The sequence below is a fragment of the Rhizobiaceae bacterium genome, from assembly GCA_023953845.1.
In the GTDB taxonomy this organism is placed as follows: Bacteria; Pseudomonadota; Alphaproteobacteria; order Rhizobiales; family Rhizobiaceae; genus Arvimicrobium.
In genome coordinates this window covers 394,490-416,369 of record JAMLJC010000002.1, presented here as the reverse complement: position 1 = coordinate 416,369, position 21,880 = coordinate 394,490, and the positions used below count along the sequence as shown (strand labels likewise).

The window sequence follows — 21,880 nt, the reverse complement described above, 5'->3', positions numbered from 1 at the left end:
CATGGACATGCCCGGCAGCGCCGGAATGGCTCAGTTCTGGCAAGAAAACGGCGCAAATGTAAACCGGATTGGCCGACTATCGGCCCGGCAAGCTGACAATGGCCGACAGAATGGTCAGGCCGCGTTCTCTCTCAACAGCCTTGCTGCCGCGGCGCGCGCCTCGTCGGTGATGGTCGCGCCGGCGAGCATCCGCGCGATCTCCTCCTGCCGCGCGTCACGGTCGATCTCCTTGACGCCGGTCGCCACGCGGTCGGCATTGCCGGATTTCGCGATAAGCAGATGCGTGTCGGCGCGGGCCGCCACCTGCGGCGCATGCGTGACCGACAGGACCTGCACGCGCTTGGCCAGTCGCGCGAGACGCTGACCGATGGCGTCCGCCACCGCGCCGCCGACGCCGGTATCGATCTCGTCGAAGACCAGCGTCGGGGCGGAGCCGCGGTCGGCGAGCGCCACCTTCAACGCCAGCAGGAAGCGCGACAGTTCGCCCCCGGAAGCCACGCGCATCATCGGTCCGGCACGCGTGCCCGGATTGGTCCGCACCCAGAATTCGATCTGGTCGATGCCGGTCTCCTGCCGGTTTTCCGGATCGGTCGCGGTCTCGACGATGAATTCCGCCCGTTCCAGCTTCAGCGCCGGCAGTTCCGCCATCACCACCTGCGCAAGGTTCGTCGCCGCCGCCGCGCGCAGGCCGGAAAGCTCTTCCGCCAGCCCGTCATAGGCGTCGCGAGCGGCCGCTACCTGCCGTTCCAGCACCTGCAGCCGCTCCTCGCCCGCGTCGAGGTCGGCGAGGTCCGCCGCCATGGCGTCGCGCAGCGCGGCAAGATCGTCCACCGGCACCGAGAATTTGCGAGACGCGGCGCGCAGGGCGAACAAGCGTTCCTCGGATTGCTCGAGCGCCTGCGGATCGAATTCGGCCGCCCGCATGGCGACATCGACCGCGGACTGCGCCTCGTCAAGCGAGATCAACGCCTCATCCAGCGTCCGGATGATTTCGTCGAGCAGGCCGGGAACATCCGCCTGCTTGCGCTGGAGACGCCTGAGCAGGCCCGCCAGCGGCGGCAACGGCGAACCGGAACCCGACAGCACATCCTCGGCATCCTTGATGTCCGTCGCGATCTTTTCCGCGCGCATCATGGCGGTGCGCTTTCCGGCAAGCTCGGTCTCCTCGCCCGGCTGCGGATCGAGCCTGGTAAGTTCTTCCGCGGAAGCGCGCAGATAGTCGGCCTCGCGCGCGGCTGCCTCGACCTTGGCGCGATGGCGCAAGAGTTCCTGCTCGGCCTCGCGCCAGAGCCGCCATGCCTCTCCAACGCCGCGAACGGCACCGAGATGGCCGCCGAAAGCGTCCAGCAGGTCGCGATGCGCGGCGGCGTCGACCAGCGCCCTGTCGTCGTGCTGTCCGTGGATTTCGACCAGCGCCCGGCCGATTTCGCGCATCAGCGCCACGCTCGCCGGCTGGTCGTTGACGAAGACGCGGGTACGCCCGTCCGCCGTCTGCACCCGCCGCAAAAGGATGTCGCCGTCGTCGTCCAGCGCATTTTCCGCCAGGATCGTGCGCGCCGGATGGTTGCGCGGCACGTCGAAGACCGCGGTCACCTGTCCCTGCGCGGCACCATGACGAACGAGCGAAGCGTCGCCGCGCGCGCCAAGCGCCAGCGACAACGCGTCGAGAAGAATGGATTTGCCGGCGCCCGTCTCGCCGGTGAGGACTGACAGCCCCGAGGCGAACTCAAGGTCTAGCCGCTCGATCAGGACGATATCACGGATCGAAAGCTGGGATAGCATCGGGCGTCAGATCCCTTCGGATCATCCCCCGACGACGAGTTTACCGACGTTCGACAGCCACGAGCCTGCGCTTTGGCGCGGCTCCAGACCGCCCGACTGCAGCAGCTTGTAGGAATCGGCGTACCACTGGCTGTCGGGGAAGTTCTGGCCGAGCACCGCTGCGGCCGCCTGCGCTTCCTGCGCCAGACCCATGGCGTAATACGCCTCCGTCAGACGCGCCAGCGCCTCTTCGACATGGCGCGTGTTCGAATAGTTCTCGACCACGAACCGGAAGCGTTTGATCGACGCGATATACTCGCGACGCTCCAGATAGTAGCGGCCGATCTGCATTTCCTTGCCGGCAAGCTGGTCGCGCGCGAAGCGGATCTTGGCCTGCGCATCGTCCACATATTCCGAATCGGGCCAACGCTGGACGACTTCCTCCATCGCCTCGATGGCGCGGCGCGATTCCTTCTGATCCTGCGTTACGTCGCGGATCTGGCGGAAATAGGAAAGACCGACGATATATTGCGCGTAGGCGGCGTCCGGAGTCGAGGGGTAGAGCTGCACGTAGCGCTTCCCTGCATTGATCGCCTCGTCATAATTGCCGTTGCGATAGCTGGTGAAGGCGCTCATCACCATCGCCTTGCGCGCATATTCCGAATAAGGGTGCTGCCGGTCGATAGCCGCGAACTTGCGCTCGGCCTCCTTGAGGCGGCCGGCATTCAGATTGGCGAGGCCTTCATTGTAGAGCTGGTCGGCTGGATCGGTCTGCTCGACATAGGTCGCGAGATTGATGTCGTCGTCGGACTGGCACGCCGAAAGCAGGAGCGGCGCCGCCACGATCACGAGCGACGTCAAGGCCGCGCGTACCCCCCTCGCCTTTCCACCGGAATTAAACAGCATCTTTGAAGTTCGCCCCTTCGGCGTCACTGCGTCGAGCACCGAGCCATAAAACATAACCCACCCTGCCGGGCAACGCCATGCTCCCGCAATGGCGCATTTTTGTGGCGCGCCATGCCTGGAATCGTCACCATCAGGCAACAGCTCGAAAAATTTAGTTAACGGCCTGAAACCTTACGCCGCCAGCTCAGAGAGTCCACGGCGCATAGGCCGGTGCGCTGACCGCCTGCATTTCTGCCGAGCGGCTGCGCGAACGCCGCGACGTCTCGACGATCTCGAAGGCGGATGCGTCCGACAGCAGGCGGCGCAGCGCCGCCGCGTTCAGCTTGTGCCCGCCCCGATAGGACCGGAAGCAGCCGATGAAACGCGCGCCGGCAAGCGCCAGATCGCCCATCGCGTCCAGCACCTTGTGCCGCACGAACTCGTTCTCGCAGCGCAACCCGCCCATATTGATCACGCGGTGGTCGTCGCCGATCACCAAGGAATTCTCGAGCGAGGAGCCGAGCGCGTAGCCGGCCGCCCAAAGCCGCTCCACATCCTTCATGAAACCGAAGGTGCGAGCCTGCGCGATCTGGTTGCGGAACATTTCTGCCGATACGTCGCCGGCAAAGACCTGCCGGCCGATGGCGGGTGATTCGAAATCGATCTCCACCTCGAACCGGATACCGTTATAGGGCCGGAACTCCGCCCAGGAGGCCCCGTTCTCGACCCGCACCGGCTTGATGATGCGGAGATAGCGGCGGCGCAGCGCAAGCTGTTCGATGCCGGCCTGTTCGAACGCCGCGACGAAAGGCATGGCGCTGCCGTCGAGAATAGGCACCTCGCCGCCATCGATCTCGACGACGACATTGTCTATGCCCATGCCGAAAAGCGCCGCCATCAGATGTTCGACCGTCGCGACATGCGCGCCGGCCGGATCACCCAGAACCGTGCAGAGATCGGTGGAACCTACCGAGGAATGCAATGCGCGCAACTCGCGGACGGCACCGTCGGCGGCGGTCACATGGAAGACCACGCCCATGTCGGCATCGGCCGGATGGAACCGGACCGTCGCCGGCTTGCCGCTATGCACGCCCGTACCCGATAGCGTGACGCTGGCTCCTAAAGTCGTCTGATATTCCTGCAAACCAAACCCCATGGCCCGTCGTCGAGATTCCGCCTCGCCCCCCGTGAGGCCGCGGATTTCTTTCCGTGCGGCGGAGGATGGCTCCTCCAGACTGGTTACGATCCGCCGTCGACTTCCGGGCCGGAAGATAGTCTCCGGCTGGAAAGACTCCAAATCACGGTTTCTTACTCCGTGTAACGACGACCGGACTTTCAGATACGAAGATAAGGCTTTGAAGTGAATGCTTTTTTAACGAATACGGGCAGGCGTTTTGCGCCTGCCCGTAATATCGGGTGAACGACTCCGCGGAGATCAGTTCGCTTGCCGGCGAAGGAAAGCCGGAATCTCCAGCTGATCGTCTTCCTGGGCAGCGCGCGGTTGCGGGCTCAGGCGGCCATGCTCGTCCAGCTGGCCGCGGCGCGGCGCGTAGAGTTGCGGGTCCTGGCTGGCGAGCCGGCGGGCCTCGGGCGCCGGTTGGCGCAGCTTCGGCTCGCGGGGCGCCTGTGCGGGCTGCAGGCGGGCAGGCTCCTCTTCCTTGCGGGCGAGGCTGGTCGTGAGCTTCCTGATGAGGCTCATCGGACCTCTTTCCTCGGGCGCGGGAGCACGGGTCTTGGCCTCGTACTCGGCCTTGACGACAGGCGGGAAGTCCTCGACTCGCGGCATGCGGGCCTGCGGCGCGGGGGCGGCCTGCTGCGGCATTTCGCGAACCATCGCGGGCTGCGGCTGCTGCATGACGGCCGGCTGCATCACCTGCGGAGCAGGCTGGGCGGGCTGCGGCGCGCCCTGGAACAGCTTGCTGGCGGGGCGGAAATCATCCGCCGGAGCGACCGCTAAAGGGCGCGTCTGGATGGTATCCCCTCCCATGTCCGCAGCCCGGATGACGTCGGCGATGGGATCGGCCGCGCGCGGCTCGACGCGCATTTCCGGCTGCGGCTGCGGGCGGGCCTCGGCGGGGCGCATCTGCGCCTGCGGCTTCGGCGGCTGGCGGATGGAGATCGGCGTCGCCGCGATCTCGGCCGCCGTCTTGTCGATGCCCGTGGCGACCACCGACACGCGGATGACGCCTTCCAGTTCCTCGTCGAAGGTCGCGCCGAGGATGATGTTGGCCTCCGGATCGACTTCCTCGCGGATGCGGGTCGCGGCTTCGTCCACCTCGAACAGGGTCAGGTCGCGGCCGCCGGTGATCGAGATCAGCAGGCCCTTGGCGCCCTTCATCGAGCTTTCGTCGAGCAGCGGGTTGGCGATCGCCGCTTCGGCGGCGGCCATGGCGCGGCCGTCGCCCGAGGCTTCGCCGGTGCCCATCATCGCCTTGCCCATCTCGCGCATCACCGAGCGGACGTCGGCGAAGTCGAGGTTGATGAGGCCTTCCTTGACCATCAGGTCGGTGATGCAGGCGACGCCGGAATAGAGCACCTGGTCGGCCATCGCGAAGGCGTCGGCGAAGGTCGTCTTGTCGTTCGCGATGCGGAACAGGTTCTGGTTCGGGATCACGATCAGCGTGTCGACGCTCTTCTGCAGTTCCTCGATACCGAGATCGGCCGTCTTCATGCGGCGCTGGCCTTCGAAGTGGAACGGCTTGGTGACGACGCCGACCGTCAGAATGCCCTTTTCGCGGGCGGCGCGGGCCACGACCGGAGCCGCGCCGGTGCCGGTGCCGCCGCCCATGCCGGCGGTGACGAAGCACATATGGGTGTTCGACAGATGATCGATGATCTCGTCGATGCATTCCTCGGCGGCGGCGCGGCCGACCTCGGGCTGCGAACCGGCTCCAAGTCCCTCGGTCACATGCGCGCCGAGCTGGATCAGGCGTTCGGCCTTCGACATGGTCAGCGCCTGGGCGTCGGTGTTGGCGACGACGAAATCGACGCCCCTAAGCCCGGCCGTGATCATGTTGTTGACCGCGTTACCGCCACCCCCACCGACGCCGAACACGGTGATCCTCGGCTTCAACTCGGTTATGTCCGGCTTCTTCAGATTGATCGTCATTTCTGTCTTCCTTCGCCTTTTCGCCGCTCGCCGCTGCGGCCGCCAATGGGGCTGTCCCCGCCAAACTCGAAACTAAAAACTGTCCCTGATCCACTGACCGACCCGCTGGAGCCGGCCGTTCGTGCCCGTTGCGCGCAACACCTGTCCACCCTTCGGCTGCCGCCCTTCCAGTCCTGCCGCCTGCGGATAGATCAGAAGCCCGACCGCCGTTGCGAATGCCGGCCCCTTCGCCGCTTCCGGCAGGCCGGCCACGCCGAGCGGCCGACCGAGCCGCACATTGCGTCCGATCACGCGCCGCGCCGCTTCCGGCAGACCGCCGAGCTGGCTTGCGCCGCCGGTCAGAATCACCCGCTTGCCGACGACGTTGCCGTATCCGGATGCGTTCAGCCGGTCACGCAGCATTTCCAGCGTCTCCTCGATGCGGGCGCGGATGATCCTGGTCATCGCCGCGCGCGGCACCTGAATGGCCACGTCGCTCTCGTCGCCGATCGGCCGGACGGAAACGATATCGCGATCGTCGGCGCCGCCGGGCAGAGCCGAGCCATGCATGACCTTCAGCCGCTCGGCATCGTCGAGCCGCGTCGACAGGCCTTTGGCGAGATCGAGCGTGACGTGGTTGCCGCCGACCGGAATGGCGTCCGCGTGAACGAACTTGCCGTCCGCGAACACCGAGATCGTCGTCGTGCCGCCGCCCATGTCGATGCAGGCAGCGCCCATCTCCAGTTCGTCATCCACGAGCGCCGACAGGCCGCTGGCGTAGGATGTCGCGACCATCCGCTCTACCGAGAGATGCGAACGGTTGATGCAGAGTTCCAGATTGCGCAGCGGCGCAGCGTCGCCGGTCAGCACATGCATGTCGACGCCGAGCGTGTCGCCGATCATGCCGCGCGGATCGCGCACGCCGCGCTCCCCGTCGAGCGAGAAGGCCACCGGCAGCGAATGCACGACCTGCCTCTGCGCCTTCAGCGCCTGCTTGGCGCCGGCGGCCAGAACGCGCTTCACGTCCGCCGCCTCGACCTCATGGCCGCCGAGATTGATCGCGGCGGAAAAGGTCTCGCTGCGGAGACGCCCGGCGCTGAGGTTGACGATCAGCGAATCCACCGTGAGACCGGCCATCCGCTCGGCCGCGTCGACCGCGAGCCGGATCGCCTGTTCGGCACGGTTGAGATCGACGATGACGCCGGATTTCACGCCCTGCGACTTCTGATGACCGATGCCGATAACCCGGATCTGATGCGTCCGGCCCTTGAGCAGCTGGCTGCCCTCGCTCGGCTTCAGCTTGGCGATCATGCAGCAGACCTTGCTCGACCCCACGTCGAGCACGGTGACGATTCCGGAGCGCGGTATGTCGGTCGATTGTGCGCCGAGCCAGCTCATGTGTTGCTCTTCCCGGCCTTCTTGCGCGCCTTGGCCTGCGCTTCGAGTTCCGCCGTGCGGCGCTCCATGCCTTCCGGCGAAAGCTGCAGCACCAGCCGGTCGGGTATGCGCATGTCGACCGCCACCACGTCGCGCGACAGGAGCGCGCCGTCGCGATCGAAGGCGAGCAGGTCCACCATCGCCTGATCCTCGCCATCCTCCGGCAGCTTCACCGTCATGCCGTTGTTGAGACGCAGATCCCAGCGGCGCTCCGCCACGCGGACATAGGCCTTGACGCGCGGCGCGAGCGCCGGATGCGCCGCGACCTTGGCCAGGAACGCCTGCGCGTTCTCGGCAGCGCCGACCCCGATGACCTGCGGCAGGCCCGACAGCGAACCGCCGGTAAAGGGAACGATCACCTTGCCGTCCTTCTCGATCACCGAGAGCTCGTTGCCGTGCTGCCAGATCGCGAAAGGCTCGCGCTCCTTGATCTGCACCTCGATGCCATCCGGATAGACCTTGCGGACGGAGGCGACCTCCACCCAGGACAGCGAAGCGACGCGCTCGCGCGCTGCCTCGGCGTTGAAGCCGACCAGCGACGTCCAGCCGTCCAGTTCGAGGCGGTCGAGAATGTCGATCTCGGAGGTCTGCTTGTGGCCGATGACGCGAACCTGGTCGACGGCGAAGCCGGTGCGCGCCGTCACCGCCTGCGCATAGTCGGGAATATGTCCGCCAAGATAGGCGCCGTAAGCGCCGGTGGCGCCGAGGAAAATAGCGGTCATCGCCGTCGCGGCGAAACGCGGCGGCGTGATCTCGCCGCTGTTCAGACGCTTGAGCAGCCGCGCCGGTCGGCGCAGCCACTTCGGCAGAACCAGCTTCTCTTGAAACGCAACGAACGAGCCGCCGCGCGCGCCCGGCGCACTGCTCCTTTCATCCCGTCCCGTCCCTAACGCAAACACGAGGCGTCCTCCACCATCCAACTCAAGAGCTCGCCGAACGTGTGTCCCGCATGCGCGGCGATCTCTGGCACCAAGGAGGTAGGCGTCATGCCCGGCTGGGTGTTCACTTCCAGCCAGACAATCTCGCCGTTTTCGGAGTGACGATCGTCGTAACGGAAGTCAGATCTGGAAACGCCGCGACAGCCGATCGCTTGGTGTGCCTTGAGCGCCAGTGTCTGTAGTTTTTGGTAAATATTCGGTGAAATTTTTGCCGGAACTTCGTGTTTTGATCCGCCCGGCACGTATTTGGAGTCGTAATCGTAGAAGTTGTGGCCGACGGGAATGATCTCGCAGACGCCGAGCGCCACGTCGCCCATCACCGCGCAGGTCAGTTCGCGGCCGTGCACGTAGCGCTCGACCATCACCTGGTCGCCGTAGCGCCACTCGGCCGAAGCGACCACCTGCGGAGGATGGGACTGCCCTTCCCGGACGATGACGACGCCGAAGCTGGAGCCTTCGTTGACAGGCTTCACCACGTAAGGCGGCTTCATCGGATGCTCGCCGGCAATGGTCTTGCGGTTGACGACGCGCGATTCCGCCACGGGAATGCCGGCGGCCTTGGCGATGCGCTTGGCCTTCTCCTTGTTCATGGCGAGAGCGGAAGCCAGCACGCCGGAATGGGTGTATGGAATGCCGAGATATTCGAGAATGCCCTGGATCGTGCCGTCCTCGCCGAAAGGACCATGAAGGGCGTTGAACGCCGCGTCCGGCCGCAAATCCGCGAGCACCGAGCCGACGTCTCTCGCCACATCGACACGGGTGACGCGATAACCCTGAGCCTCGAGCGCGTCCGCACAGGCATTGCCCGAAGAGAGCGAAACCGGCCGCTCCGACGAGAATCCCCCCATCAGTACGGCCACGTGCTTTTTGGTCATACCCTCTCATTTCCCCTGAATTGAGGGATTGATATTTCAGCCCATGACTCGACCATTTCCGGCTTTAGCCCCTCGGCCGGAAACCGCGTGTTACGACACGCCGACGACTCAAATCAGGAACGCTACAACCCCAAAGAATCAGAGGTTGGATTCTGTGGCAAGAACCGAATTTGAATAAAATTCGAACCGATTCATCTTTCGATTCCAACGCGATGAAAACGGTCCTGAGTGTGACTCATTTGCATCGGCCTGTGAATCGAAACGGGACAGGTCCGACGAGCGGTCGCGCTTAAAGCAATTGTCCAAGGAACTGGTGGACCTCGCGCCCCTTATTGGCCCAGCGCGACACCACAGATCAGCTGATAGCACTCGGCATAGGTCGAGCGCTCGTGAGTGCCTGCGGCAGGAACATGACCGGACGTCTGGTACGATTCAAGCAGCCGAGTGCATTGATCCCTGCGAGCCGCGCTTGTGACGAACGATTCAGGATACAAAACCATTGGAATCATTAAAAGAAAGCAGCATAAACTGCCTGCCATGAGCAATTGAACCGCGCGCATGTTCAATCAAATAACATGCCTCACAATACCCGACAATAAATTGCGGAAAGTATCATTAAGACTCCTTTCCCTACTCAAAAAAGGGCAGACAGAGGCCTATTCCAGATGGAAAAACCTCGCGCTCGCCAGAAGCCTGTCGAGAGGACACTCGTTTAAAGCAACTGTCCAAGGAACTGGTGGACCTCGCGCCCCTTCTTGAACTTGCCGATGCGCTTGATTTCCCATTCCAGCTTGATGCCGGACGTCTCCAGAACGCGGGCCCGTACCGTCTCGCCGAGATACTCCAGATCGTAGCCGGTGGCGGTCCCGGTATTGATCATGAAGTTGCAGTGAAGCGGCGACATCTGGGCGCCGCCGATCATCAGGCCACGGCAGCCGGCCTTGTCGATCTCCTTCCAGGCGGAAGTGCCGGGCGGGTTCTTGAACGTCGAGCCGCCGGTCTTCTCGCGGATCGGCTGCACGGTCTCGCGATGGTGCTGCACAGCGTCCATCGCTTCCTTGATGACCTCGCGCCGCTCGGGATAGCCTTCGAAAAGCGCAGAGGTGAAGATCAGCCCTTTCGGCGCGGTCGTGTGGCGATAGGAATAGCCCATGTCCGCGTTGGACAGGATGTGGACGTTCCCCTGCCGGTCGAGCGCCCGCACCTCGACGACGCGCTCCCGCGTTTCGACGCCGTTCGCGCCCGCATTCATGCGCAGCGCTCCGCCGACCCCGCCGGGAATGCCGTGATAGAAATGAAAGCCGCCGATGCCGGCTTCCAGCGCCACCGCCGCAAGCCGCTTGTCGGGCGTGGCGGCGCCGGCGCGGATCTGCGTCGGCGAAACGATCTCCGTATTCCCGAAACCCTTTGCGGAAAGACGGATCACGAATCCCCGCAGGCCGCCGTCGCGCACCAGAAGGTTCGACCCTATGCCGACGACCATGAGCTGGATGTCCTCGGGCACGGCCTTGAGGAAAGCGACGAGGTCCTCCTCGTCGGCGGGCTGGAACAGCGCATCGGCAATGCCGCCGGCGCGGAACCAGGTGATCTTCTCCATCTCGGCATCGACGGTGATGCGGCCGCGCAGCCCGGCAAGCCTGTCGCCGACCGACTCGATCAGCTGCTGGCCCGGTGTCATGACGCCGCTTCTCCGGCTGCCAGTTCCTTCGGCAGCGCGTAAGCCCATTGGGTGATGTTGCCGGCGCCGAGGAACACGACGAAATCGCCGGGCTGCGCCAGGGCGCGCACGGTCGGCGCGATGGCCTGCGCGTTCTCGACGAATCGCGCATCGCGGTGACCGCCGGCGCGGATACGCGATACGAGCGCGTCGGACGTCACGCCCTCGATCGGGTCTTCGCCCGCCGGATAGACCGGCGCGACCATCACGGTGTCGGCATCGTTGAAGCAGGCCGAGAATTCGTCGAACAGGTCGTGAAGCCGCGTGAAGCGGTGCGGCTGCGCGATGGCGATGACACGTCCCTTGGTGGAATCGCGGGCCGCGCGCAGCACCGCCTTGATCTCGACCGGATGGTGGCCGTAGTCGTCGAACACCTGCACGCCGTTCCAGCTTCCGGTGGGCGTGAAGCGCCGCTTGACTCCGCCGAAGGCCGCGAGGCCCTTGCGGATGTCCTCCGCGGAAATCTCGAGCTCGCGCGCGACGGCGATCGCCGCGGTCGCGTTGGAGACATTGTGCCGTCCGGCCATCGGCATGCGCAGGTCGCGGATGGCTTCATGGCCGCCCGACTTGCGATTGCGGATCACCACGTCGAACACCGAGACCGCGCCATCCATGCCATGGTTCTCGAAACGCACGTCCGCCTGTGCGTTCTCGCCATAGGTGATGACGCGGCGGTCCTCGATGCGCGAGACCAGCGCCTGCACCTCGGGATGGTCGGTGCACATCACGCCGAAACCGTAGAACGGCACGTTCTCCACGAACTGCCGGAATGCGTCGCGAACCTTGTCGAACGAGCCGTAGTGGTCGAGGTGTTCGGGATCGATATTCGTCACCACGGCGATGTCGGCCGGCAGTTTGAGGAATGTGCCGTCGCTCTCGTCGGCCTCGACGACCATCCAGTCCCCGCGCCCGATGCGTGCATTGGTGCCGTAGGCGTTGATGATGCCGCCATTGATGACCGTCGGGTCGAGTTGTCCTGCTTCGAGAAGCGTCGCGACGAGCGAGGTCGTCGTCGTCTTGCCATGCGTGCCGCCGATGGCGATGGCCTGCTTGAAGCGCATCAGTTCGGCCAGCATCTCGGCCCGGCGCACGACGGGCAGCAGGCGCTCGCGCGCCGCGATCAGCTCCGGATTCGTCTTCTTGATCGCAGTCGAAACCACCACCACTTCGGCGTCGCCGATATTCTCGGCCTTGTGCCCGACGAAGCACTTTATCCCCTTGGCGGAAAGGCGCTGCACATTGGCGCTGTCCGCCTGATCCGACCCTTGCACGGCGTAGCCGAGACTGTGCAGCACCTCGGCGATGCCGCTCATGCCGATGCCGCCGATGCCGATGAAATGAACGCGGCCGATGGTCCGTGTCATTTTCATCGCGGCATTTCCTTCCTGAATTGCGAAAGCGTCTTTCCAGACGCAATAGCTTCTGCGAGATCGGCGAGCAACCGCGCCGCGTCCGGCTTGCCGGTCGAGCGCGCGGCGGCGGCCATGGCGGAAAGCTTTTGCGGATCGGCCATCAGATCGCCAAGCCGCCCGGCAAGTTTTTCCGGCGAAAGCGAGGATTGCGGATGCACTTCCGCGCCGCCGGCCGCAGCTAGTGCCGCCGCATTGGCCGCCTGGTCATGGTCGAGCGCATGCGGATAGGGCACGAGCAGCGCCGGGCGCCCGAGCGCGGAAAGCTCCGTCACCGTCGAGGCCCCGGCGCGGGAAATGACGAGGTGCGCGGCCGCCAGCTTCTGCGCCATGTCGGTGAAGAACGGCGCAAGTTCCGCGTCGATGCCCAGTTCGGCATAGGCGGCTTTCACCTTCTCCATGTCCTCGGCGCGCACCTGCTGCACCAGCCTGATGCGTCTCCTCTCGCTCTCCGGCAACAGCCTGATCGCCGCCGGTATGGCGTCGGAAAAGAACTGCGCGCCCTGACTGCCGCCGAAGACGAGCAGTCGGAACGGCTCGCCGGCAGACGGCGCGGCGTAGGCGACGCTCAGCGCATCGAGGATCGGCTGGCGCACCGGATTGCCGGTGAAGACATATTTTTCCGGGTGGCCGCTGGCCTGCTCCGTCAGGAAACCGCCGGCGATCACGTCGACGCGGCCGGCCAGCGCCTTGTTGGCCCGCCCCATGACGATGTTCGCCTCATGCACCATGGTCGGCACACCACGCCGCGTCGCGGCAAACAGCGGCGGCAGCGTGGGGTAGCCGCCGAAGCCGATCACCGCCTTCGCACCGATGCGCTGGATGACGCCGGATGCCTCACGCACGCCGCGCCAGATCGTCCACAGAGCGGAAAGCAACGCGACAGGATTGCGTCCGCCGAGCGTCGCGGCCGAAATGCGATGCACCGCGGTGGCTGGAAAATTGCCGGAGATCCTCTCGACTCGGCCGTCCGTCGCCAGATGCACCTGCCAGCCGCGCGCGACCAGTTCATGGGCCAGCGCCTCAGCCGGAAACAGATGTCCGCCCGTACCGCCGGCCGCGAGAAGAATCGACCCCTTCGCCATTCAGCCGTACCCGTTCACTCGGCCGGCACATGGCGCGGATAGGCGTGGAAGCCGATCGTCTGGCGCGTTTCGGGACGTTTGCGCGTCAGAGCCAGCACCATGCCCATCGAAATGGCGATGGCGATGAGCGACGAGCCGCCATAGGAAATGAAGGGCAGCGTCATGCCCTTCGCCGGCATGAGTTGCAGGTTCACGCCCATATTGATGATCGACTGCAGGCCGAAGACGACGACGAGGCCGGCGACCGCATAGCGCGTGAAGTCGTCGCGCTCCTTCAGCGCGGTGTTGAGGCCGCGCAGCACGATGAACGCGAAGATCGCCATGATCGCCAAGCATAGCACGATGCCGAACTCCTCGCCCGCAACGGCGAAGACGAAGTCGGCATGGCTGTCGGGAATGACCCGCTTGATCGTGCCCTCGCCCGGCCCGACGCCGAACCAGCCGCCATTGATGACAGCGTCGCGGCCCATATCGACCTGGAACGTATCGCCCTCCCCTGTCAGGAACCGGTCGATGCGGCCGGCGACGTGCGGGAAGATCAGATAGGCCCCGAAGCCGCCGGCCACGCCTATCGCGCCGAGCAGGATGATCCAGAACCACGACATGCCGGCCATGAAGAACATGATGCCCCAGGTGGCGAGCGTCAGGATGGTCTGGCCGAGGTCCGGCTGCGCGACGAGAAGCGCGATCACCACACCGAGAAGGATCATGGCGAAGAAATTGCCGGGAATATCGGGATGCTTCGAGTGTTCGGCGAAGAGCCACGCCGTGATGATGACGAAGGCCGGCTTCAGGAACTCGGACGGCTGGATGGAGATGCCGAAGAAGGACACCCAGCGCCGCGCGCCCTTCACCTCGACGCCGATATAGAGCACGGCGATCATCAGCACGAGCATCACGCAGAGCATGATCAGCGCCAGACGCCGCACCTGCCGCGCATCGAGGAACGAAACGGAGATCATGGCGATCAGCGCCGGGATCATGAACACGATCTGGCGGATGGCGAAATGGAAGCTGTCGAGCCCGATGCGCTCGGCCACCGCCGGGCTGGCGGCGAAGGACAGCACGATGCCGAGCACCATGAGCGACAGGAAGGCGGCGAGAAACCATCGGTCGATCGTCCACCACCAGGTGGCGACTGCGCTCTTGTCGGTACGACGCATCATGAGGGCTTCCCTCCGATCACCTTGACGCCTTGGATGGCGGCAACCGCCGCGCGGAAGGCGTCTCCACGGACCTCGAAATTCTTGAACTGGTCGAAGCTGGCGCAGGCCGGCGAGAGGAGCACGACGAGCTCGCCGTCCGCTTCCTCGGCGGCGTCACGCGCCGCATTGGCGACGGCAGCGTCCAGCGTGCCGGAAATCTCGTACGGCACGGACTCGCCAAGCGTCGCCGAAAAGGCCGGTGCCGCCTCGCCGATCAGATAGGCTTTCGTGATGCGTGGGAAGAAGCCCCGCAACGGCTCGATGCCACCTTCCTTCGGCAGGCCGCCGGCGATCCAGTAGATGCGCTGGAACGAAGACAGCGCCGGCGCGGAGGCATCGGCGTTGGTCGCCTTGGAATCGTTGACGAAGAGCACCCTGCCCTTGCGGCCGACCTGCTCCATGCGATGTGCGAGCCCCGGAAAGCTCTCCAGTCCCGCCTGGATCTCGCCGAGATCGAGACCGACCTTCAGGCAGGCCGCGACCGCCGCAAGCGCATTCTGCGCATTGTGCTGGCCGCGCAGCGAGCCGATGCCTTCGAGAAAGGCGATGCGCTCGTAGCGGCCATGGCTGGCTTCCATGAGATCCGTGCCGTCGGCGAAGAAGCCATCCGGCAGCGGCAGGCGCTTGGAGATGCGCGAAACCGCCTTGCCCGCCCGTTCCAGACGGTCCGCGATCTGTACGCAATAGGCGTCGTCGACGCCCACGATAGCGGTGTCGCTGCCCGCGACCAGCCGCTCCTTGATGGAGGCGTAGTGCTGCATGGTTCCGTGCCGGTCGAGATGATCCGGCGTGAGGTTGAGCAGGATGCCGGCGGTCGGATTGATCGAGGGGGCGAGGTCGATCTGGTAGGACGAGCACTCGACCACGTAGAACCGGTCCGGCTTCGGAGGGTCGAGCGTCATGATCGCGCGGCCGATATTGCCGCCCATCTGCGTGTCGCGGCCGGCCGATCTCAGAATGTGCGCCGTCAGCGCCGTCGTGGTCGACTTGCCGTTGGTGCCGGTGATGGCGATGAACGGAGCATCGGGCGCCAGCGCGTTGCGCTCCCGCACGAAAAGCTCGATGTCGCCGATCACCTCGACGCCGGCGCCGCGTGCGAGTTCCACCGACCAGTGCGGCTTGGGATGCGTCAGCGGCACGCCGGGCGACAGCACGAAGGATGCGAAGACGCTCCAGTCCTCCTGCCGCAGATTGCCTGTCGGTATGCCTTCGGCCTCCGCGCGCGCCACGCTTTCGGGATTGTCGTCCCACGCCACAATGTCCGCGCCGCCTTCGACGAGCGCGCGCGCCGTCGCGATCCCCGAGCCGCCGAGGCCGAAGAGCGCTACCCGCTTGCCGCCGAGTGTGGTCGCAGGGATCATCCCGTCACCTGAGCTTCAGCGTCGAAAGGCCGATCAGGGCCAGGATGACGGCGACGATCCAGAAGCGGATCACCACCTGGCTCTCGGTCCAGCCGAGCTTTTCGAAGTGATGGTGGATCGGCGCCATCAGGAACACGCGCCTGCCGGTCATCTTGAAGTAGCCGACCTGGATGATGACCGACAGCGCCTCCATCACGAAGACGCCGCCGATGATCGCCATGACGATCTCGTGCTTGGTCGCGACCGCGACCGTGCCGATCAGGCCGCCCAGCGCCAGCGAGCCGGTATCGCCCATAAAGATCGCGGCGGGCGGCGCGTTGAACCAGAGGAAGCCGAGACCGGCGCCGATAACCGCCCCCAGGATGACGGCCAGTTCGCCGGTGCCGGGGACGAAGTGGATCTGCAGATATTCGGCGAAGACCGCGTTGCCCGACAGATAGGCGATGACGCCGAAGGACGCCGCCGCGATCATGATCGGCACGATGGCCAGACCGTCGAGACCGTCGGTGAAATTCACGGCATTGCCGGCGCCCACCACCACGAAGGCGCCGAAGGGAATGAAGAACCATCCGAGGTTGAGGATGAGGTCCTTGACGAAGGGGAAAGTCAGCGACGAGGAGAAAGGCGCCTGCCCCGCCCGCATGATGAAGAAGACGGCGATGCCGGCGACGACGAACTCGATGGCGAGACGCGCCTTGCCTGAAAGGCCGAGATGGGACTGCTTCGTCACCTTGAGATAGTCGTCATAGAATCCGATGGCGCCGAAGCCGATGGCGACAAGCAGCGTCACCCATACATAGACGCTCGACAGATTCGCCCACAGCAGCGTCGAGACGATGATGCCGGTCATGATCATCAGGCCGCCCATGGTGGGCGTGCCGGCCTTCTTGAAATGCGTCTGCGGGCCGTCGGCACGGATCGGCTGGCCCCTGCCCTGCCTCAGCCGCAACGAATCGATGATGCCCGGCCCGAACAGGAACACGAACAGCGCCGATGTGATCAGCGCGCCGCCGGTTCGAAAGGTGATGTAGCGAAATACGTTGAAGAGCTGCACTTCATTGGCGAAGCCGACCAGCAGAGTTAGCATTCCAGTCTCGTCCCCTCTGCCGCGCTCACGCGCGTTTCTGCTCCGCCTTCGGCGCCGAAAACTGCTGGATCAGCAGATCGACCAGTTTTGCGAAGCCTATGCCTTTCGACGACTTGACCATGACCGCATCCCCCGGTCTCACGGCGTCGAGAAGCACAGCTTTCAGTTCTTCCACATTCGCACGGTATTCTGTCGCGAGGCTGTCGCCGAGCTTGTCGTGCAGAGCCTTCATCTCCGGTCCGGCAAGAAGCGCGACGTCGATCTGCATTCCGGCGAGGATGTCCGCGATCGCCGCATGCAGGCGCGGTGCCTGCGTTCCGAGCTCCAGCATGTCGCCGAGCACGGCGATGCGCCGCCCGCCCTCGCCCACCGGCGCGGCGTTCAGCATTTCGAGCGCGGCGCGCATCGAGGCGGGATTGGCGTTGTAGCTCTCGTCGATCAGAAGGAACGACCCCTCCGGATGATGAAGCGTATGGCGCCTGCCGCGCCCGCCTTCCGCCAGAAGCGTTGCCAGCGCAAGCGCCACCTTGTTCAGGTCCGCGCCGACCAGATGCGCCGCGCCAAGCACGGCGAGCGCATTCTGCACGACATGCCGGCCGGGCATGCCGATATGAGCCGCGATCTCCTGATCGCCGATCCTGACCGTGATGGAGGAACTGTCGACGCCGAGCGCCGCATTGACCAGCCGATAGGTCGCCCCTTCCGACTCGCCGAAGGTCGCGATGTTCCTGACCAGCGCCTGTTCCGCCAGTTTGACGAGCAGCTTGTAATGCGCGTCGTCCCGGTTGAGCAGCGCCGTGCCGTCCTCCTCCAGCCCCTCGAAGATTTCGGCCTTGGCCTGCGCGATCTCCTCGAGATTCCTGAAGTGACCGAGATGAGCGGCCGCGATCAGCGTAATGAGCGCGACATGCGGCCTGACCATCTTCACCAGCGGACGGATCTCGCCCGGATGGTTCATGCCGATCTCGAACACCGCGAAGTCGCAATCGGCCGGCAGGCGCGAGAGCGTCAGCGGCACGCCCCAGTGATTGTTGAAGGACTTGTCCGACGCATGCACGGTGCCGACCGCCGAAAGCACATGGCGCAACGCCTCCTTGGTGCTCGTCTTGCCGACCGAGCCGGTGACCGCGATCACCTTGGCGCGGCTGCGCGCCCGCGCGGCGACACCGAGCTTTTCCAGCGCGACGAGCACGTCCGGCACCACGATCTTCGGGATCGCCAGCCGCCCGACCGCCGGCAGCTTGCCTTCGGCGATGACCAGAACGCTCGCCCCGGCCTTCATCGCGGCGGTGGCGAAGTCGTGGCCGTCCATCGTCTCGCCCTTGATGGCGAAGAACGCCTCGCCGGGCTTCAGCGTGCGGCTGTCGATGGAGATGCCGGTAACGCCTTCCGGGAGCGTGCCGTTGGGGCGGCCGTCAATGGCGGCGACGAGATCGTCGGATGTCCAGAGATAGCTCATGCTGCCAACCCCTTCAGGGCATTGCGCACCTCGTCATGGTCGGAGAACGGAAAAGTTTCGGCGCCGATGGTCTGACCCTCCTCGTGCCCCTTGCCCGCGACGACCAGCGTGTCGCCGGCCCTGAGCATGTCGACCGCCGCACGGATGGCCTGCCGGCGGTCGCCGATCTCGATCGCACCCGGCGCGGCGGCCATGATCGCCGCGCGGATGCTGGCGGGCTCCTCGCTGCGCGGATTGTCGTCCGTGACGATGGCGACATCGGCCAGCCTTGTCGCGATCTCGCCCATGATCGGCCGCTTGCCGCGATCGCGGTCGCCGCCGCAGCCGAACACAACCACGACGCGGCCGGTGGTGAAGGGCCGCACCGCCGAAAGCACGTTTTCCAGCGCGTCCGGCTTGTGGGCATAGTCGACATAGACGGGGGCGCCGGCGGCCGTTGTGCCGACCAGTTCGAGACGCCCCGACGCACCCTTGAGTTTTTCGAGCGCGCGCAGCGCGACGTCCGCTTTTGTACCGGTCGAAATGGCGAGGCCCGCCGCGACCAGCGCGTTGAAGATCTGGAAGTCCCCGGCCAGCGGCAGGTCGATCTCGTGGATCGTTCCACCTGCCTGGATCTCCGCGCGCTGGCGGTAGCGCTCGTGCTCGACGCGTTTCAGGGTCAGGAAATCGCCCTTGCGTCCCACCGTCAGCACATCCAGACCCGCCGCGCGCGCTGCCTCGATGGTCGCGTCCGACCATGGATCGTCGGCGAAGATGACCGCCGGAGCGCCCTTCGGCAGCAGCGTGTCGAAAAGCCTGAGCTTGGCGTGATGATAGTGCTCGACCGTCGGATGATAGTCCATGTGGTCGCGGCCGAGATTGGTGAAGGCGCCGGCCGCGAGTTTCACGCCGTCGAGCCGACGCTGGTCGAGGCCGTGGCTCGACGCCTCCATGGCGGCATGGGTGACGCCGGCCGCACCCAGTTCGGAAAGCAGCACGTGCAGCGCCACGGGATCGGGCGTCGTCAGCGAACCGTAGTCGTTCCGCCCCGGCGCGATGACGCCTGTGGTTCCGATGCTGGCGGCGGCGAAGCCGGCATGTTCCCATATCTGGCGCGTGAAGGAGACGACGGACGTCTTGCCGCTGGTGCCGGTGACGGCCGCCATCGTGGCAGGCTGCCCCACGTGGAATTTCGCCGCAAGCAGCGCCAGCACCCGGCGCGGATCATCGACGACGAGCGCCGGCGCCGCCAGCCCGCCGATGGACCGACCGGAGACGACCAGCGCCGCGCCCTTGGCTGCTGCATCAGCGGCATAGGCGGAGCCGTCTGCCTTCGAGCCCGGCACCGCAACGAAGATCGTCCCGGCTTTCACCTGCCGGGAATCGGATGTGACGCCGGCAACCTCGACACCTTCCGACGAGAGCCCGTCGAGTGGCAGGAGGCCGGCAAGTTCCTTGAGTTTCATCTATCCCCAATCGATGCAACAGGCAGGCGCGCCTTCATACGCAGCGCGAAAAGAATCACTCGTAAGAGGCCACAGTTGCTTCTTTTTCATGGCCGAATTCTGGCTTCACGCCAAGCATGGAGGCGGAGCGGCGGATGATGTTGGCGACGATCGGCGCCGCGTTGAGTCCCGCCGTCGCGCCCATGCCGGGCTTCTCGGGCTTCGGCTCGTCGACGATCGACAGCACGATGTATTGCGGATCGTCCATCGGGAAGGCGGCGAGGAAGGCATTGAAGCGCTTGTCGGTGGAGTAGCGGCCGTTGACCACCTTCTCCGCCGTGCCCGTCTTGCCGCCGACGCGGTAGCCCGGCACTTCCGCTCGCTTGCCGGAGCCCTTCTCGGCGTTGAGCCGATAGAGATAGCGCATGTCGTTCGACGTCTGCTCATTGATCACACGTGTCGCGCCGGACAGCGCTTCGTCCCGCGAACGCGGCAGGAACGTCGGGTTCATCAGGTAGCCGCCGTTCATCAGCGCCGCCGCCGCGACCGCCGTCTGCAACGGCGTCGTCGACACGCCATGGCCGAAGGCGATGGTGATGGAATGCACTTTCTTCCACACCTTCGGCTCGGTCGGCTTGGCGACCTCGGGCAGTTCCGTCGTCATGCGGTCGAGCAGGCCGATGCGATGCAGGAACTCGCGATGGCCCTCGATGCCGACGACGTCGGCCTCGCGCGCCGAACCGATGTTCGAGGAATAGATGAACACTTCCGGCACCGTCAGCACGCGATGCTTGCCGTGGAAGTCGCGGATGGTCTGGCGTCCGATGGTGATCGGGCGCGTCGCGTCGAACCGGCTGTTCAGATTGACCTTGCCGGAGTCGAGCGCCATCGCCGTCGTGAAGCTCTTGAAGGTCGACCCCATCTCGAACAGGCCCGCCGACATGCGGTTGAGATGGTCCTTGTCCTGCGCCGTGACCGGATTGTTGGGATCGAAGTCCGGCACCGACGCCATCGCCACCACTTCGCCCGTCTTCACGTTGAGCACCACCGCGCCCGCCGCGATCGCATGGTAGCGGTCCAGCGCCGAGACGATCTCGTCGCGCACGATGTGCTGCACCCTCAGGTCGATGGACAGCTTGACCGGCTGGAGGTCCCGTTCCATCGCGAGGCCGGAGGCCTGAAGGTCCGCGAGGCCCTGGCTGTCTATGTATTTCTCGATTCCCGCAATGCCCTGGTTGTCGATGTTGACAAGCCCCAGTATGTGCGACGCGGTCTCGCCGCCGGGATAGAAACGGCGCTTTTCGGTGCGGAAGCCGACGCCCGGAATGCCGAGCGCCATGATGTCGGCCTGCTGGCGCGGCGAGATCTGCCGCCTCAGCCAGACGAAGCCCGTACCGCTCTTCAGCTTGTTGTAGGTCTGCTCGACATTCAGGTCCGGCAGGACAGTCGTCAGTTTCTCGATCGCCTCGTCGGCATCGACGATGCGCCGCGGCTCGGCAAACAGCGACGCCGTGTTGATGTCCGTCGCCAGAACCTCGCCGTTGCGGTCCACGATGTCGGGACGCGCTGCGGTGACGCGTGAAGCCGGACCGCTGCCCTCATCCGGCTCCAGTATGCCGAAATAGACCAGACGCCCGGCGATGGTCGCGTAGATGGCGAAGAAGACCGCCATCGTCATCAGGACGCGGTTGCGCGGGCGTCCGCCCGTCTTGCGCGCGCCGTCCACGACAATGCTGTCGGCTGGCGCGGTATCTTTCGATCGCTTCCAGAATGCTTTCATTGCGCGACAGCTCCCGTGGTGACAGGGTCGGCGCCGGCGGCCGCGAGATCGGTGGAGTCGGACACAAGGTCTTCGATCGTCAGCGGCCGTTCGGGCAATTCGCTCAGGCGCACGATCTGCTTGGCCTCGGTTGTCTTGAGGCCAAGTTCGCCCTCATAGATCTTGGACAGCTTGTCCAGCCGCGCCGGCTGCGTCAGCAGGCTCCAGTCCGCCTTGAGCACGTCGATCGTGTCTTCCTCGAAGCGGATCTGCGCCTCGATCTTGCGGATCTCGGACAGCCTGTCCTCCGCCTCGTGCTTGACCTTGTAGGTGAAGGCCGCCGAGGCGACGATGACGGTCAGCATGATGATGTCGCTGGTGCGGAACACG

At 65.2% G+C, this 21,880-nt stretch carries 17 protein-coding genes; all 17 read right to left on the bottom strand.

What is annotated here, in order from left to right; translation table 11 throughout:
• Window positions 1-114 precede the first annotated feature (114 nt).
• A complete protein-coding gene (gene recN, locus M9955_24005) occupies window positions 115-1,782 on the bottom strand; it encodes a DNA repair protein RecN (protein ID MCO5084710.1) in 1,668 nt (555 codons plus the stop codon).
• A 21-nt stretch (window positions 1,783-1,803) separates the two neighbouring features.
• Window positions 1,804-2,667 carry an outer membrane protein assembly factor BamD gene (locus tag M9955_24000; GenBank protein ID MCO5084709.1) on the bottom strand — a complete coding sequence of 288 codons (864 nt, stop codon included), beginning with the start codon at window positions 2,665-2,667 and terminating at the stop codon, window positions 1,804-1,806.
• Window positions 2,668-2,851: 184 nt separating this feature from the next.
• Complete coding sequence (lpxC, locus tag M9955_23995; GenBank protein ID MCO5084708.1) at window positions 2,852-3,802, bottom strand: UDP-3-O-acyl-N-acetylglucosamine deacetylase; 951 nt, start codon at window positions 3,800-3,802, stop codon at window positions 2,852-2,854.
• A 279-nt stretch (window positions 3,803-4,081) separates the two neighbouring features.
• Window positions 4,082-5,755, bottom strand: a complete 1,674-nt coding sequence (gene ftsZ / locus M9955_23990) for a cell division protein FtsZ (GenBank protein ID MCO5084707.1) — start codon at window positions 5,753-5,755, stop codon at window positions 4,082-4,084.
• Between the two features lie 72 nt (window positions 5,756-5,827).
• Complete coding sequence (gene ftsA / locus M9955_23985; protein MCO5084706.1) at window positions 5,828-7,132, bottom strand: cell division protein FtsA; 1,305 nt, start codon at window positions 7,130-7,132, stop codon at window positions 5,828-5,830.
• Window positions 7,129-7,986, bottom strand: coding sequence for a cell division protein FtsQ/DivIB (locus M9955_23980; GenBank protein MCO5084705.1), 858 nt, complete (start codon window positions 7,984-7,986; stop codon window positions 7,129-7,131). The genes ftsA and M9955_23980 overlap by 4 nt, the downstream gene beginning before the upstream one ends.
• A gap of 71 nt (window positions 7,987-8,057) precedes the next feature.
• Window positions 8,058-8,984, bottom strand: a complete 927-nt coding sequence (locus M9955_23975; protein ID MCO5084704.1) for a D-alanine--D-alanine ligase — start codon at window positions 8,982-8,984, stop codon at window positions 8,058-8,060.
• Window positions 8,985-9,696: 712 nt separating this feature from the next.
• Window positions 9,697-10,662 (bottom strand): UDP-N-acetylmuramate dehydrogenase, encoded by a 966-nt coding sequence (gene murB, locus M9955_23970; GenBank protein ID MCO5084703.1) that lies wholly within the window; start codon window positions 10,660-10,662, stop codon window positions 9,697-9,699.
• Window positions 10,659-12,071, bottom strand: coding sequence for a UDP-N-acetylmuramate--L-alanine ligase (gene murC, locus M9955_23965; GenBank protein MCO5084702.1), 1,413 nt, complete (start codon window positions 12,069-12,071; stop codon window positions 10,659-10,661). The genes murB and murC overlap by 4 nt, the downstream gene beginning before the upstream one ends.
• A complete protein-coding gene (gene murG, locus M9955_23960; GenBank protein MCO5084701.1) occupies window positions 12,068-13,195 on the bottom strand; it encodes an undecaprenyldiphospho-muramoylpentapeptide beta-N-acetylglucosaminyltransferase in 1,128 nt (375 codons plus the stop codon). The genes murC and murG overlap by 4 nt, the downstream gene beginning before the upstream one ends.
• A 14-nt stretch (window positions 13,196-13,209) precedes the next feature.
• The gene (gene ftsW, locus M9955_23955) at window positions 13,210-14,361 is read right to left on the bottom strand and encodes a putative lipid II flippase FtsW (GenBank protein MCO5084700.1); all 1,152 of its coding nucleotides are present in this window, start codon (window positions 14,359-14,361) and stop codon (window positions 13,210-13,212) included.
• The gene (murD, locus tag M9955_23950) at window positions 14,358-15,761 is read right to left on the bottom strand and encodes a UDP-N-acetylmuramoyl-L-alanine--D-glutamate ligase (GenBank protein ID MCO5084699.1); all 1,404 of its coding nucleotides are present in this window, start codon (window positions 15,759-15,761) and stop codon (window positions 14,358-14,360) included. Before murD ends, ftsW begins: the two co-directional genes overlap by 4 nt.
• A 4-nt stretch (window positions 15,762-15,765) precedes the next feature.
• Window positions 15,766-16,848, bottom strand: coding sequence for a phospho-N-acetylmuramoyl-pentapeptide-transferase (gene mraY / locus M9955_23945; GenBank protein MCO5084698.1), 1,083 nt, complete (start codon window positions 16,846-16,848; stop codon window positions 15,766-15,768).
• Between the two features lie 25 nt (window positions 16,849-16,873).
• Window positions 16,874-18,307, bottom strand: a complete 1,434-nt coding sequence (locus M9955_23940; GenBank protein MCO5084697.1) for a UDP-N-acetylmuramoylalanyl-D-glutamyl-2,6-diaminopimelate--D-alanyl-D-alanine ligase — start codon at window positions 18,305-18,307, stop codon at window positions 16,874-16,876.
• A complete protein-coding gene (locus tag M9955_23935; GenBank protein MCO5084696.1) occupies window positions 18,304-19,752 on the bottom strand; it encodes a UDP-N-acetylmuramoyl-L-alanyl-D-glutamate--2,6-diaminopimelate ligase in 1,449 nt (482 codons plus the stop codon). Before M9955_23935 ends, M9955_23940 begins: the two co-directional genes overlap by 4 nt.
• Before the next feature lie 55 nt (window positions 19,753-19,807).
• On the bottom strand, window positions 19,808-21,511 hold the full coding sequence (locus M9955_23930) for a penicillin-binding protein 2 (protein ID MCO5084695.1): 1,704 nt from the start codon (window positions 21,509-21,511) through the stop codon (window positions 19,808-19,810).
• Window positions 21,508-21,879 (bottom strand): hypothetical protein, encoded by a 372-nt coding sequence (locus M9955_23925; protein MCO5084694.1) that lies wholly within the window; start codon window positions 21,877-21,879, stop codon window positions 21,508-21,510. Before M9955_23925 ends, M9955_23930 begins: the two co-directional genes overlap by 4 nt.
• Between the last annotated feature and the right edge of the window lies 1 nt (window position 21,880).